We start from the raw sequence: 13,917 nt of genomic DNA on the forward strand, positions 1-13,917 counted from the left end.
TCTGGTAACCGGGCGACAGGATCAGGACACGCTTGTTGTAGTGGCGCAGCGGCGGAGATCGATCCGTCGTTGCGCCGGTTTGTCGCGTGCCTCCGGTGCGCTGTCAGTACCGCAACGGGGGTGGAGGGCGGGTGGCCGCCCTCCGGTGATGCTTACTCGGCCTTGTTGGAGGCGTCGGCGGCTTTGATCAGGTCAGCGCCGATCTCGCCTTCGAACTTCTTCCAGACCGGCTTCATGGCTTCACGCCACTTGGCACGCTCTTCCGGGGTCAGGACCAGAATTTCAGTCGTACCGGCATCGAGGATCTGCTGCTTGGCCTGCTTGTTCAGGTCATCAGCCTGCTTGTTCACTTCGACGGTCACCTCGCCGATGATCTCGTTCAGTTCCGAGCGCACGTCGTCCGGCAGACCGTTCCAGAACTTGGTGTTGGTGATCAGCATGTAGTCCAGCAAGCCGTGGTTGGACTCGGTGATGTGCTTCTGCACCTCGTGCATCTTCTGCGAGTAGATGTTCGAGTAGGGGTTCTCGGCACCGTTGACGACGCCGGTCTGCAGGCCCTGGTAGACCTCGGCGAAGCTCATCTTGCGCGGGTTGGCGCGCACGGCCTTGAACTGCTCCTCGAGCACCTGGGACGCCTGCACGCGGAACTTCAGGCCACGCGCATCCTTCGGCTCACGCAATTCCTTGTTGGCCGACAGCTGCTTCAAGCCGTTGTGCCAGTACGCCAGACCGGTAATGTTCTTGTCGACCATGGAGGTCAGCAGAGCCTGGCCTTTATCGCTCTTCTGGAAGCGGTCGACCGCGGCCATGTCATCGAACAGGAACGGCAGGTCGAACACCTGCAGCTGCTTGGTGTACTGCTCGAACTTGGCCAGCGAAGGGGCGATCAACTGGACGTCGCCCAGCAGCAGCGCTTCCATTTCCTTGCCGTCGCCGAACAGCGAGGAGTTCGGGTAGACCTGGACCTCGACCTTGCCGGGCAGACGCTCCTCGACCAGTTTCTTGAACATCAGTGCGCCCTGGCCCTTCGGCGTGCTGTCAGCAACCACGTGGGAGAACTTGATGATGATCGGGTCTGCGGCCTGAGCCAGCGTGGCCATGCCTAGGGACAGGGCGCAGGCGAGCGCGGTGGCGGTCAGTTTGAACATTGTTGTTTTCCTCTTGTTGTGAAGTGAGCCGCCGCGTTGGCGATCGGCTCGGCTGTAACCAGCAAGACAAGTCTAGGCGTCATTGAGCAACCTGCGCCCGTATCGGCTCGTACCACCGGTCCATCGTGTCAGGTAGAGCAAAGGGTGTGCCAATGGTTATGGCGCGCTGCTACCGTGACGCGGGAGTTTACCCGCATGATGGCAAAATACTGACGAGTATTTCTCAGCCAGCCCGTCTGGCCCGCAGGTTTGCCGCGTTAGGCGGGTCATGAAGAACGGTGAGATGGCGCATTCTCGTGGCCTGTTGGCTGCTTCGGCGTCTCGATCGATGCATCGTGCAGGGACTCTACCCGGCCTCGTCGACCGCTGACATTCATCATTGAACAAGCCTGGCTTCGCCGTCGGCGAAAGCCCCGGTGTTGGGCCTACGCGGGCTCGCGCCTGGGCCGCAGCGGGCCTGCGCCGGATCGGTATCGCCTCGGCAGGACGTGGCGGAAATCCGCCAGCTATTCGTCCTCATCCGGCGAGGTTCCGCCAGCATCGCTGAACACCAGGCCGTGCTTGCGCAGCTTGTCGTGCAGCGTCTTGCGCGGCAGGCCGAGTGCTTCGGCGACACTGCGCAACGAGCTGTGAGAGCGTGACAGTTCGGCGGCAATCAGCGCGCGTTCGAAGGCCTCGACCTGCTCGTTGAGCGTTGTGGCGGTCGCGGCCGACGTCCCGGCGGTGCGCTGGGCCGGATCTTCCAGGCCGAGTTCGAGGCCCAGGGCGAAGCGCTCGGCCGTGTTCTGCAGCTCGCGGACATTGCCCGGCCAGGCGTGCCGGAGCAGTTGCGCGCGTTGCTCCGGGCGCAGCTCGCGGATCGGCAGGCCATGGCGACTGGCCGCGGTCTCAGCGAAGTGCTGGAACAGGAACAGCAGGTCCTCGCTGCGCTCGCGCAACGGCGGAATGCGCAACGGGGCGACGTTCAGCCGGTAGTAGAGGTCGGCGCGGAAGCGCCCCTGGTCGGCGGCGTGGCGCAGGTCTTCCTTGGTCGCGGCGATGACGCGAATATCCAGCGCGATCGACTGGTTGCCGCCCAGCCGCTCGACCACCCGCTCCTGCAGCATGCGCAGCAGCTTCACCTGCACATCCAGGCTCATGCTCTCGATCTCATCGAGAAACAGGGTGCCGCCGTTAGCGAATTCGAACTTGCCGATGCGACGTTTCTGCGCGCCGGTGAAGGCACCGGCCTCGTGCCCGAAGAGCTCGCTCTCGACCACCGATTCAGCCAGCGCGCCGGCATTGATGGCGACGAAAGGCCCGTCACGACGGCTGGACAGATCATGCAGCGCGCGGGCGACCACCTCCTTGCCGGCGCCGGTTTCGCCGAGGATCAGCACATCGGCCTGGGTGCCGGCGAGGGCGCCGATCTGTTCGCGCAGGCGCTGCATGGCGGGTGACTGGCCGAGCAGGCGCGCCGACAGTTGCTGACGGTCGGCCAGCGCCAGGCGCAGGCTGCGGTTGTCGAGCACCAGCTGGCGCAGGGCCAGGGCGCGGCGCACGCCATCGAGCAACGCCTCGCTGGGAAAGGGCTTTTCGAGGAAGTCATAGGCCCCGGCGCGCATGGCCTGCACCGCCAGCTGGATGTCGCCATGGCCGGTGATCAGCAGCACCGGCAATTCGCTGTCCAGCGCATGCAACTGCTGTTGCAGTTCAAGCCCATCGAGCCCCGGCATGCGAATGTCGCTGACCACCACGCCAGCCCAGTCCGGTGGCAGCATCGCCGGCAAGCCGCGCGCATCGCCGAGACTGAGCACCTTGAGCCCGGCCAGATCGAGGGTCTGGCTCAGTGCCTTGCGCAGGTGGGGATCGTCGTCGACCAGGACTACCTGATACTGCGGGTCGATCTGACTGGTCATGCTAATCCTCGCTGGGAAAGGCGACGCCGGGGTCGGCGGATCGCAGATAGAGACTGAGCTGAGCGCCGCCCTCGGGGTGATTGGCCAGGGTCAGCTCGCCGCCCAGGGCGCGTGTCAGGGTATCGCAGATGGCCAACCCCAGGCCGAGGCCCTGAGCGCTGGTCTTGGTGGTGAAGAAGGGCTCGCGGGCGCGTTGCAGCGCGTCGGCCGAGAACCCGGGGCCGTTGTCGCGCAGGGTCAGCAGCACGCCGTCGCCCTGGCGCTCGGCGCGCAACCAGATACGTCGTACCGGGGGGCGCTCATTGAGCGCATCCAGCGCATTGGCGAGCAGGTTGGACAGGATCTGGCGCAGGCGGGTCTCGCCGGCCTGGACCCACAACGTTGCATCCGGCAGATCACGGATCAGCTCGACGCCCATGGCTTGTCTGCGTTTGGCCAGCAAGGCCAGCGCATCGTCCAGAGCCGGTTGCAGGGCCACCCGCTCCGGCGCGTGGCGGTCACGGCGAGCGAAGGCGCGCAGGTGCGCGATGATCGAGGCCATTCGGGCGGTCAGCTCGCTGATCAGCCGGAGGTTGTCACGGGCTTCCTCGTTGCGTTGTTGATCGAGCAGCACCCCCGCGTTGTCGGCGTAGCTGCGAATCGCGCCCAGCGGTTGATTGAGTTCATGGCTGATGCTCGCCGACATGGTGCCCAGCGCCGACAGTTTACCGGCCTGCAGCAGCTCGTCCTGTGCGCGGACCAGCTCCTGCTGGGCTTGCTCGCGTTCCAGCACTTCTTCCTTGAGCCGGCTGTTCAGCGCTTCCAGATCCTGGGTCCGCTCCTGTACGCGGCGCTCGAGTTGCTGGCGCGCCTTGGCATCCAGGGCGATACGTTCCAGGTAGTGGCGGCGGCGTTGCATCAGCAGGCCGAGCAGCAGCAACAGCGCAGCGAGGGTGGCGGCGCCGATGGCCACGACGGTTTGCACCGGGCGCTCGACCAGGCTGATCGGCGCCAGAATGCGCACCGTCCAGCCGGTTTCCTTGAGCTCCCGGCTCTGGATCAGCCAGGCGTCGATGTCGAGGGTGAGCAGCTGGGGATCGAGGGTCGGATAGGGCCGCTCGGAGGCGATCTGCTCACGTTCGTCGGCATCCAGCGCGCGACTGGCGCGGAATCGCCATTCGGGCTTGGAGGTCAGTATCACCACGCCGAAGTTATCGGTGACCATCAGCTGTTCGGGCGTGCTGCCCCACAGGGTCTCGGTGTGGTCCAGATCCACCTTGACCACCAGTACGCCGAGCACCTGGTCGCCATCACGCACGGCCGCGCCAAAGTAGTAGCCACGTTTGCCCGAGGTCGTGCCGAGGCCGAAGAAGCGGCCCAGCTTGCCGGCCATGGCCTCGCGGAAGTAGGGACGAAAGGCGAAGTTGCGCCCGACGAAGCTGTCTTCGTCGTTCCAGTTGGAGGCCGCGAGGGTTTCGCCGTCCGGTGCCATCAGGTAGATGACGTCGGCGCCGGTCTCCCTGCGCAACTGGCTCAGCAAGCGGTTGGCCTGGTCCTTTACGGCCGGGCTGTCCGGTTCACGCAGCGCCGTGCGTAGCGTCGGCAGGTCGCCCAGGATGCGCGGCAGCACCTCGTAGCGGCGCAGCGAGCCGAGCAGGTTGGCGACGTAGAGGTCGAGGGTCTGGCGATTCTGTTCGATCAGCTCGTTGCTGTAATAACGCTCGGCCAGTTGCTGCAACGGCCACAGCAGCGGTGCCAGCAGCAGTGCCAGCAGGGCCAGGTTGCGCCAGCGTGGGCGGCGGGGGGGAAGAGGTGAGGTCATGCCGATGCGCCTGTGATTCGGGCGACATTATGCACGTTCAACTTGTTGCGAGCGCCGGGTACTGAGAGACGGCGGCGGCCGACGCTGATCTAGACGCTCTGGACCGAGGGGGTGGTCTGACCGGCCTGGGCGCCGTATACACCCGCCAGGCACTGATGCAGCGCGGTCTCCCAGTCGGGCAGTTCAATGCCCCAGTCGCGCTGCAAACGCGCACAGCTCAGGCGCGAGTTGAGCGGCCGTTGCGCCGCCGTCGGGTAGTTGCTGGACAGGATCGGTTCGAGCCTGGCGCGCAGCAGGCCTTGCTGTTGCAGGTGCTGGGCAATGCTGCAGGCGAAGCCATACCAGGAGGTCTCGCCAATCGCGGTCAGGTGGTACAGACCGTCCGGGCCGCCGGTTCCTGCCCGCCATTTGCGGACCATCGCCGCCGTGGTGCTGGCGATGGTGTCGGCCCAGGTTGGCGCGCCGATTTCATCGGATACCACCGACAGCGAATCGCGTTCCTGCAGCAGCCGCTGCATGGTCAGCAGGAAGTTGCTGCCTTGCAACGAGTAGACCCAGCTGGTGCGCAGGATCAGGTGCTTGCCGCCCACTGCCTGAATCGCCTGCTCACCGGCCAGTTTGCTCGCGCCGTAGACGCTGAGCGGCGCCGGCTGATCGGTCTCTTCGTAGGGGCCGGGTTTGCGCCCGTCGAAGACATAGTCGGTGGAGTAATGGATCAGCGGCACGCCAAGCGCCGCGGCTTCCTCGGCCAGCACGCCGGGACCGATGGCGTTGACGGCGAAGGCCCGCTCGCGGTTGTCCTGGGCCGGATCGACCGCCGTGTAGGCGGCGGCATTGATGATCAGGTCAGGGCTGAGCAAGCGGATCTGCTGACGAATCTGCGCCGGTTCCGCCAGGTCGAGTGCCTTGTGGCCCAGCGCGAGCACCTTCCCCTCACCGGCGAGCGTCCGCTGCAGTGCCTGAGACAGTTGCCCCTTGCTACCGGTGATGAGGATTTTCATGCGAACAACTCCGCCTCGCTCAACACCTTGCCGTCGATATCCTTCTGCGACAGTTGCGGCGGCTCGGTGAATGGCCAGTCGATGCCGATCTGCGGGTCGTTCCAGAGCAGCGAGCGCTCATGGGCCGGCGCATAGTAATCGGTGGTCTTGTACAGGAACTCGGCACTCTCGCTGAGCACCACGAAGCCGTGCGCGAAGCCTTCCGGGATCCACAGCTGGCGGCGGTTCTCCGCGCTCAGGTGAGTACCGACCCAGCGGCCGAAACTTGGTGAGCTTTTGCGCAGATCGACCGCGACGTCGAACACTTCCCCGGCCACCACGCGCACCAGTTTTCCCTGCGGTTGCTGGATCTGGTAGTGCAGCCCGCGCAGCACGCCGCGCTGGGATTTGGAGTGGTTATCCTGCACGAAGCTGCGTTTGATGCCGGTCGCGGCCTCGAAGGCGGCCGCGTTGAAGCTCTCGTAGAAGAAGCCGCGCTCGTCACCAAATACCTTGGGCTCGATGATCAGCACATCGGGAATGGCGGTTTCGACGACCTTCATGCGTCTTCACCGGCCAACTTGAACAGGTACTGGCCATAACCGGTCTTGCCCAGGGCGTCGGCGCGCTGCAGCAGCTGCTCGCGGTCGATCCACTTGTGCTGGTAGGCGATTTCTTCCAGACAGGCGACCTTCAGGCCCTGCCGATGTTCGATGGTCTGCACGTACTGCGAGGCCTCGAGCAGGCTGTCGTGGGTACCGGTGTCGAGCCAGGCGAAGCCACGGCCGAACCGCTCGACATTGAGGTCGCCGCGCTTGAGGTAGGCCATGTTGACGTCGGTGATCTCCAGCTCGCCGCGGGGCGAGGGCTTGATCGACTTGGCGATCTCGACCACATCGTTGTCGTAGAAGTACAGGCCGGTCACCGCGTAGCTGGACTTGGGCTTGGCCGGTTTTTCTTCGATGGAAAGGGCCTTGCCACTCTCGTCGAAATCGATCACGCCGAAGCGCTCCGGGTCCTTGACCCAGTAACCGAACACGGTCGCACCCTTTTCCTGACGGGAAGCACGCTGCAGCTTCTCGGTGAAGTGCTGGCCGTGGAAGATGTTGTCGCCGAGGATCAGGCACACCGAGTCATCGCCGATGAACTCTTCACCGATCAGGAAGGCCTGCGCCAGGCCGTCCGGCGAAGGCTGCTCGGCATAGCTGAAGCGGACGCCGAACTGGCTGCCGTCGCCCAGCAGGTTCTGGTATTGCGGCAGGTCCTGCGGCGTCGAGATGACGAGGATGTCGCGGATCCCGGCCAGCATCAGCACCGAGATCGGGTAGTAGGCCATGGGTTTGTCGTAGATCGGCAGCAACTGCTTGGATACGCCCAGGGTGATGGGGTGCAGACGGGTGCCGGAGCCTCCGGCGAGGATGATTCCTTTCATGCGGTCTCCAGGGCGCCGAGGCGCTCGCGTTGATAGCTACCGTCCTGAACGCGACGGCACCATTCGAGGTTGTTCAGGTACCACTGCACGGTCTTGCGCAGGCCGGTTTCGAAGGTTTCCTGCGGGACCCAGCCGAGCTCGCGCTCGATCTTGCTGGCGTCGATGGCGTAGCGCAGGTCGTGGCCGGGGCGGTCCTTGACGAAGGTGATGAGGTCTTCGAAGCGCGCCACGCCAGCGGGCTTGCTCGGGGCCAGCCCTTCGAGCAGGGCACAGATGCCGCGTACCACGTCGATGTTCTTCTGCTCGTTGTGGCCGCCGATGTTGTAGGTTTCGCCGACCTTGCCTTCGCTGACCACCTTGAACAGGGCACGCGCATGGTCTTCGACGAACAGCCAGTCGCGCACCTGGGTGCCGTTGCCGTAGACCGGCAGCGGTTTGCCATCGAGTGCATTGAGGATCACCAGCGGGATCAGCTTCTCGGGGAAGTGATAGGGCCCGTAGTTGTTCGAGCAGTTGGTGATCAGCACCGGCAGGCCGTAGGTGCGCTGCCAGGCGCGCACCAGGTGATCCGAGGAGGCCTTGCTGGCCGAGTAGGGCGAGCTGGGCGCGTAGGGCGTGGTCTCGGTGAACAGGTCGTCCACGCCGTGCAGGTCGCCGTACACCTCGTCAGTGGAAATGTGGTGGAAGCGGAAGGCCTCGCGACGTTCGACCGGCAGCGTCTGCCAGTAGGCACGAGCCGCTTCGAGCAGCTGATAGGTGCCGACGATGTTGGTCTGGATGAATTCCGCCGGGCCGTCGATGGAGCGATCGACGTGGGACTCGGCGGCCAGGTGCATGATGGCGTCCGGCTGGAATTCCAGCAGCGCTTCGCTCACCCGCTCACGGTCGGCGATGTCGGCTTGCAGGAACCGATAACGATCACTGGTTTCGACTTCGGCCAACGACTCGAGGTTGCCGGCGTAGGTCAGCTTGTCCAGGTTGAGGACGCTGTGCTCGGTGTCCTGAATGAGATGGCGGATCAGAGCAGAGCCGATAAATCCGGCTCCGCCGGTAACGAGAATGCGCATGATTGAAGGCTTCCTTGGCGCGCTACAGAGCAACAGGCTCTTGGCATGTCGGCAGGATAGACCTGTCGAAAATATAAAAATTCCCAGGCAGGGTGCGCAGCGCGCCGGGGAGCTGGAAAAACCTGAGCGCCGGCGCTGGCGGACGAGGACTGACGCGCCATCGCGAGGTTGCGCGACGCCGCGGAGCAGACGGTGTCATGCGCCTTGGCCAGTTGCCACGGCCGGCTCGCACCGGCGCAGAAAAAATTCTGCGAATGGCGAACAGATGCATGGCGTGGTCGATGTAATTGAGTACTATCGCGTCGACTTTTCGCCACCGGACGCAATGGAATGCCTATCCGTCACGACCAGCTCGCTGAGCTGCTGAACCTTACCGCACACAGCGTTACGCAGCTTTCCGAGGCCCTGACGTGCTTCTCCCTGGAACTGATGGCCAGTGAAGATCCGGCCGTGCGCATCGCCAGCCGGCGCATGGTGTCCCGCGTCGCGGCGTTGCAATCGGCGTTCGGCCAGCAGTTGTCGGCGTTCGGCCTCGAGGCGCCCGAGAGCAGCGGCGCGGATCGGGCCGGCGAGCCCCTGGTCGGCCGCTAGCGCAAGGACACCCGCAAGCGCGACAGCGCGCCGAGGAAGAACACCGTGCCGATGGCCAGCAGCGCCGAGAGCTGCGGCCAGATGACCGGCAAGCCTGCCCCACGGAAGAGAATCGCCTGGGCCAACTCGACGAAATGCGTGGTCGGTGCCACCAGCATGATGTGCTGAACCGCGTCGGGCATGCTCTCGCGCGGGGTGACACCCCCGGAGAGGATCTGCAGCGGAATCAGCGTCAGGATCACCAGCAAGCCCAACTGCGGCATCGAGCGCGCCACCGTGCCGAAGAAGATGCCCATGGATGTGGCGGCGAACAGGTGCAGGGCGGCGCCGCAGGCGAACAACAGCAACGAGCCCTGGATCGGAATGTCGAGCCATCCCTCCACCACGAAGCGCAGGGCGAAAGCCGCCGCGGCCAGTACCACCAGCCCCATCGCCCAGACCTTGCCGACCATGATCTCGAACGGCGTCACCGGCATGACCAGCAGGTGTTCGATGGTGCCGTGCTCGCGCTCGCGGATCAGCGCGGCGCCGGTCAGTATGATCGCCAGCATTGTGATCTGGTTGATGACCTCGTTCACCGCACCGAACCACGCACGGCTCAGGTTGGGGTTGAACGCCGTGCGCACCACCGCCTCGACCGGGTAGGCCTCGTTGCTGCGGTATCGGCTGACGAATTCGGCGGTCTCGCTGGCGATGATCTGCTGAATATGCCCGGCACCGGTAAAGGCCTGGCTGACCTGGGTAGCGTCGACATTGAGCTGCAGCGTCGGTTGGCGGCCGGCCAGCAGGTCCGCCTGGAAATCCGGCGGAATGTTCAGGGTGAAGGTGTACAGGCCGGCGTCCATGCCGCGGTCCATTTGCTGCAGGGTGATGGCCTTCGGCGCGATGAAATACGGCAGCTGGAAGGCATTGACGATGCGCAACGAGGCCGGCGAGCGGTCCTCATCGACCACGGCGATGCTGGCGCGGTGTGGCGCCTCGGGGACTGCCGTGGCCCCTTCGTAGATCGCCAGGGTGAACGAATAGAGGATCAGCACCAGCATCGCCGGGTCGCGGTAGAGACTGCGCAGCTCCTTGAGGCCGAGCTGGACGATGTTGCCGAGCTTGCGTCGCAGGTCGCCCATGTCATTTCTCCTGCTTGCGCAGGCCGGCGACGCTGATCAGGGTCAGCAGCGGAATGGCCAGCAGCATGGGAATGAAATAGGGGTACAGCTCGATCAGGCCCAGTCCCTTGGAGAACACACCGCGGCTGATGATGAGGAAGTGGCTGGTGGGGTAGAGCTTGCCGAGAAAGGCGCCGACACCCTCCATGGCCGAGACCGGATGGATCAAGCCGGAAAACTGGATAGCGGGCAGCAGCGTCACGATGGTGGTGCCGAAGATGGCCGCGATCTGGCTGTTGAGGATCGATGACATCAGCAGGCCCAGGCCGGTGGCGCAGGTGACGTAGAGCAGCGCACCGAGGCAGAGCGTCAGGAGACTGCCCTTGATCGGGATGCCGAACACCAGTACCGCCAGCAGTGCCAGGGTCGCGAAGTTGAACAGGCCCAGGGCGATGTAGGGCAGCTGCTTGCCGAGCAGAAACTCGAGACGGGTGGTCGGGGTGACGTAGAAGTTGGTGATCGACCCCAGCTCTTTCTCGCGCACCACACCGAGGGCGGTGAGCATGGCCGGGATCATCATCAAGAGCAGCGGAATCATCGCCGGGACCATGGCCGGCAGGCTTTGCACATCGGGGTTGTAGCGATAACGGATGGCCACGTCGGCGGGCGAAAGCTGCCCGCGGACTCCGTTTTCCCGCGCCAGCTGCTGCAGATAGCTCAGGTGCATTCCCTGCACGTAGCCTTTGATGGTGTCGGCGCGCATCGGCATGGCGCCATCGATCCAGAACGCGACCTGCGGGACCGCCCCGCGCTTGAGGTCGCGGCCGAAGTTCGGCGGGATCTCCACCGCCAGGCTGATGTCGCCGCTGCGCAAGCGCCGGTCAAGGTCGGCATGGCTGGCCAATGGGGGCCGCTCCACGAAATAGCGTGAACCGGCGATGTTCAGCAGATAGTGCTGGCTGGTGGTGGTCTGATCGCGGTCGAGCACGGCGTAGGTCAGGTTCTCCACATCGAAGCTGACGCCGTAGCCCATGATGAACATCAGCATGACACCGCCGAGCATGGCCAGGGTCGTGCGGATCGGGTCGCGGCGCAGCTCCATGGCTTCGCGGCGGCTGTAGCTCAGCAGGCGACGCAGGCTGAAGCGGGCCTGGCGGGTCGCGGCCGGCGGCGTGCGGGCAGGCGTACTGGCGGGAGCGGCGGTGGCGGCATCGCCGGTGCCGGTTGCGGCGGCTTCCTCGAGATAGGCGATGAAGGTCTGTTCCAGCGTCGGCAGCCCGCGCTTGTCCATCAAGGCCTGCGGCGTGTCGCTGTCGAGCACGCGCCCGGCATGCATCAGCGAGATACGGTCGCAGCGCAGCGCCTCGTTCATGAAGTGGGTGGAGATGAAAATGGTCACGCCGTCCTCGCGCGACAGCTGCACCAGCAGCGCCCAGAAGCCGTCGCGCGCGATCGGGTCGACGTCGGAGGTGGGCTCGTCGAGGATCAGGATCTCCGGGTTGTGGATCACCGCCACCGCCAGCGACAGCCGCTGGCGTACCCCCAGCGGCAGGCGGGTCGGCAGGCTGTCGGCTTCGGCGGCGAGGTCGAAGCGCTCGAGCATTTCCCTCACGCGCGGGCCGCGGCGCTCGGCGGGCAGGTGGAACAGCCGCGCATGCAGGTCGAGGTTCTGGCGGACCGTCAGCTCGCTGTAGAGGGAAAACGACTGCGACATATAGCCGACCCGTTGGCGGGTCTGCATGTCATGCGGATCGACCGGCTTGTCGAACAGCAGGGCTTCGCCTTCGCTGGCCGGCAGCAGGCCGGTGAGCATCTTCATGGTGGTGGTCTTGCCGCAGCCGTTGGAGCCGAGAAAGCCGAAGATCTCGCCGCGGGCGATGCGAAAGTTGACCCGATCGACGGCGACGAAATCGCCGAAACGCATGGTCAGCCCCTGGGCTTCGATGGCGATGCTATCGCTCGGCGGCTGCGGCGGGATGACCAGTGCGCGGTGCTGGCTGCGCTTGGCTTCCGGCAGCAGGCGGATGAAAGCCTGCTCCAGCGAGTCGCTGCCGGTGCGGGCCAGGAGTTCGGCCGGCGTGCCGGTGGCCAGTACACGACCGGCATCCATGGCCACCAGATGATCGAAGCGCTGGGCTTCGTCCATGTAGGCGGTGGCCACCAGCACGCTCATCTGCGGGCGCTCGTGGCGAATGCGTGCGATCAGCTCCCAGAACTGGCTGCGTGACAACGGGTCGACGCCGGTGGTTGGCTCATCGAGGATCAGCAGGTCCGGATCGTGGATCAACGCGCAACAGAGCCCCAGCTTCTGCTTCATGCCGCCGGAGAGCTTGCCGGCCGGGCGATCGACGAAAGCTGCCAGGCCCGTGCTGCGGGTCAGCTCGGCGATGCGTTCGCGACGCTCGTTGGCACCCTGGCCGAACAGGCGGCCGAAAAACTCGAGGTTTTCGAACACCGTCAGCGTCGGGTAGAGGTTCTTGCCCAGGCCCTGCGGCATGTAGGCGATGCGCGGGCAGACCGCGCGGCGGTGTCCCGCATCGCCCATGTCGCCGTCGAGCACCCGCACCTGGCCCTGCTGCAACTGGCGCGCACCGGCGATCAGCGCCAGCAGGCTGGACTTGCCGACCCCGTCCGGGCCGATCAGCCCGACCATGCAGCGTGCCGGCAGGCTCAGGCTGAGGTCGTCCAGCGCACGAGTCTTGCCGTATTGCAGGCTGACGCCGCTGACTTCGGCGACGGGGACAGAGGACGGGTTCATTGGCCGACGTTGATCTGCAGGTGCGCCGGCCATTCGGCATCAGCATCCAGCTTCAAATAGGCCATACCCGGCAGGCCGGTCTTGACCTGCTCCATGTGCTTTCTCAGCAGCTCGGGATCGATCCGCGCCTTGACCCGGAACATAAGCTTCTCGCGCTCGCTCTCGGTTTCCACCGTTTTGGGGGTGAACTGCGCCACGCTGGCCACGTAGCTGATCCGGGCGGGTATCACGTATTGCGGCGCCGCATCGACCACCAGGCGCGCCTCGGCGCCAATGGCTACCCGGCCGGCCTGGCGTTCGGGCAGAAAGAAGGTCATGTAGACATCGGCCAGATCGACCAGGTTGAGCGGCCTGCCGCCCGCCCCGAGGACTTCGCCAGGTTGGGCCACGCGATACTGCACGCGGGCCAGGCGGTCGCTTTTCAGCTCGCTGTCACGGATATCCGCCTGCAGGCGATCGACCCCGGCGTGTGCGGCCTCGACGGCCGATTGCGCCTCGATGACCTGCGAACGCGCCGCGGCGATGCCCGCCGTTGTCGACAGTACCTGGGAGCGCGCCGCCGCCAGCGCGGCCTCGGCGCTTTGCAGGGCAGCCAGATGGTCATCGAGCTGCTGGCGTGGCATCGCATTGCGTGCCACCAGGGTTTCGGTGCGTTGATAGCGTTTGCGCGCCGCGGTCAGCTCGGCCTGGCGTTGGGCCACGCCGGCTTCGGCCGCGGCTTTCTCGCTTTCGCGCTGCGCGACCATGGCCTGCGCGGTGAGGATGGCATTCTCGCCCTGCCGAAGCTGCGCTCGCGCCTGGTTGAGCTGCGCCTGCAACACCTCGGTATCCATGCGCGCCAGGACCTGGCCGGGCTGCACGAAATCGCCTTCGTCAACGAGGATCTCCAGCACCCGGCCCGGGCTCTTGGTCGCGACATCGATCTCGGTGGCCTCGATGCGCCCGTTTCCTGCCGCGAAGCCATCACCCAGCCCGCTGGGGCGTAGCTCGTTCCAGAGCAGCAGGCCGATCACGCTCAGCGTGACCAGAACGGCCAAGGCCTTGAACAGGGTTCGGCTGGATGGCTGGCTCATGTAACGGCTCCCGCGACGATAGTCCGGGCACCATGGTAGGCGTTAAAGATTACGGCTATGCCAATC

At 65.3% G+C, this 13,917-nt stretch carries 11 protein-coding genes; 1 reads left to right on the top strand and 10 read right to left on the bottom strand.

The window, feature by feature from the left end; translation table 11 throughout:
• Positions 1–152: 152 nt before the first annotated feature.
• The 7 genes from dctP to rfbB all read right to left on the bottom strand — a co-directional run bounded on the left by dctP (position 153) and on the right by rfbB (position 8,326).
• Positions 153–1,148: a C4-dicarboxylate TRAP substrate-binding protein DctP gene (gene dctP / locus KVO92_RS11510; protein WP_217475785.1), complete on the bottom strand. Its 996-nt coding sequence runs from the start codon at positions 1,146–1,148 to the stop codon at positions 153–155.
• Positions 1,149–1,654: 506 nt separating this feature from the next.
• Positions 1,655–3,052, bottom strand: coding sequence for a sigma-54-dependent transcriptional regulator (locus KVO92_RS11515; protein WP_423836244.1), 1,398 nt, complete (start codon positions 3,050–3,052; stop codon positions 1,655–1,657).
• Complete coding sequence (locus tag KVO92_RS11520) at positions 3,048–4,847, bottom strand: sensor histidine kinase (protein ID WP_217475787.1); 1,800 nt, start codon at positions 4,845–4,847, stop codon at positions 3,048–3,050. The genes KVO92_RS11515 and KVO92_RS11520 overlap by 5 nt, the downstream gene beginning before the upstream one ends.
• 89 nt (positions 4,848–4,936) lie before the next feature.
• Positions 4,937–5,848, bottom strand: a complete 912-nt coding sequence (gene rfbD, locus KVO92_RS11525) for a dTDP-4-dehydrorhamnose reductase (protein ID WP_217475788.1) — start codon at positions 5,846–5,848, stop codon at positions 4,937–4,939.
• Positions 5,845–6,390 carry a dTDP-4-dehydrorhamnose 3,5-epimerase gene (gene rfbC, locus KVO92_RS11530; protein WP_217475789.1) on the bottom strand — a complete coding sequence of 182 codons (546 nt, stop codon included), beginning with the start codon at positions 6,388–6,390 and terminating at the stop codon, positions 5,845–5,847. Before rfbC ends, rfbD begins: the two co-directional genes overlap by 4 nt.
• Positions 6,387–7,259, bottom strand: a complete 873-nt coding sequence (gene rfbA / locus KVO92_RS11535) for a glucose-1-phosphate thymidylyltransferase RfbA (protein ID WP_217475790.1) — start codon at positions 7,257–7,259, stop codon at positions 6,387–6,389. The genes rfbC and rfbA overlap by 4 nt, the downstream gene beginning before the upstream one ends.
• Positions 7,256–8,326 carry a dTDP-glucose 4,6-dehydratase gene (gene rfbB, locus KVO92_RS11540; protein WP_217475791.1) on the bottom strand — a complete coding sequence of 357 codons (1,071 nt, stop codon included), beginning with the start codon at positions 8,324–8,326 and terminating at the stop codon, positions 7,256–7,258. The genes rfbA and rfbB overlap by 4 nt, the downstream gene beginning before the upstream one ends.
• Before the next feature lie 330 nt (positions 8,327–8,656).
• Between rfbB and KVO92_RS11545 the strand changes: the two genes are divergently transcribed.
• Positions 8,657–8,917: a hypothetical protein gene (locus KVO92_RS11545; protein WP_217475792.1), complete on the top strand. Its 261-nt coding sequence runs from the start codon at positions 8,657–8,659 to the stop codon at positions 8,915–8,917.
• Here KVO92_RS11545 and KVO92_RS11550 read toward each other — a convergent pair.
• Genes KVO92_RS11550 through KVO92_RS11560 form a run of 3 tightly spaced genes read right to left on the bottom strand, consistent with a single transcriptional unit; the run spans position 8,914 to position 13,851 of the window.
• Positions 8,914–10,041 carry an ABC transporter permease gene (locus KVO92_RS11550; RefSeq protein ID WP_217475793.1) on the bottom strand — a complete coding sequence of 376 codons (1,128 nt, stop codon included), beginning with the start codon at positions 10,039–10,041 and terminating at the stop codon, positions 8,914–8,916. The two genes, KVO92_RS11545 and KVO92_RS11550, sit on opposite strands and share 4 nt — an antisense overlap.
• 1 nt (position 10,042) lies before the next feature.
• Positions 10,043–12,778 carry a ribosome-associated ATPase/putative transporter RbbA gene (rbbA, locus tag KVO92_RS11555; RefSeq protein WP_217475794.1) on the bottom strand — a complete coding sequence of 912 codons (2,736 nt, stop codon included), beginning with the start codon at positions 12,776–12,778 and terminating at the stop codon, positions 10,043–10,045.
• A complete protein-coding gene (locus tag KVO92_RS11560; protein WP_217475795.1) occupies positions 12,775–13,851 on the bottom strand; it encodes an HlyD family secretion protein in 1,077 nt (358 codons plus the stop codon). The genes rbbA and KVO92_RS11560 overlap by 4 nt, the downstream gene beginning before the upstream one ends.
• Positions 13,852–13,917: the final 66 nt, after the last annotated feature.

The organism is Stutzerimonas stutzeri (genome assembly GCF_019090095.1).
Classification (GTDB): domain Bacteria; phylum Pseudomonadota; class Gammaproteobacteria; order Pseudomonadales; family Pseudomonadaceae; genus Stutzerimonas; species Stutzerimonas stutzeri_AN.

Coding starts and splice junctions, on each gene's coding strand:
- dctP (WP_217475785.1), bottom strand. CDS start 1,148: ATGTTCAAACTGACCGCCACCGCGCTCGCCTGCGCCCTGTCCCTAGGC.
- KVO92_RS11520 (WP_217475787.1), bottom strand. CDS start 4,847: ATGACCTCACCTCTTCCCCCCCGCCGCCCACGCTGGCGCAACCTGGCC.
- rfbD (WP_217475788.1), bottom strand. CDS start 5,848: ATGAAAATCCTCATCACCGGTAGCAAGGGGCAACTGTCTCAGGCACTG.
- rfbC (WP_217475789.1), bottom strand. CDS start 6,390: ATGAAGGTCGTCGAAACCGCCATTCCCGATGTGCTGATCATCGAGCCC.
- rfbA (WP_217475790.1), bottom strand. CDS start 7,259: ATGAAAGGAATCATCCTCGCCGGAGGCTCCGGCACCCGTCTGCACCCC.
- rfbB (WP_217475791.1), bottom strand. CDS start 8,326: ATGCGCATTCTCGTTACCGGCGGAGCCGGATTTATCGGCTCTGCTCTG.
- KVO92_RS11545 (WP_217475792.1), top strand. CDS start 8,657: ATGCCTATCCGTCACGACCAGCTCGCTGAGCTGCTGAACCTTACCGCA.
- KVO92_RS11550 (WP_217475793.1), bottom strand. CDS start 10,041: ATGGGCGACCTGCGACGCAAGCTCGGCAACATCGTCCAGCTCGGCCTC.
- rbbA (WP_217475794.1), bottom strand. CDS start 12,778: ATGAACCCGTCCTCTGTCCCCGTCGCCGAAGTCAGCGGCGTCAGCCTG.
- KVO92_RS11560 (WP_217475795.1), bottom strand. CDS start 13,851: ATGAGCCAGCCATCCAGCCGAACCCTGTTCAAGGCCTTGGCCGTTCTG.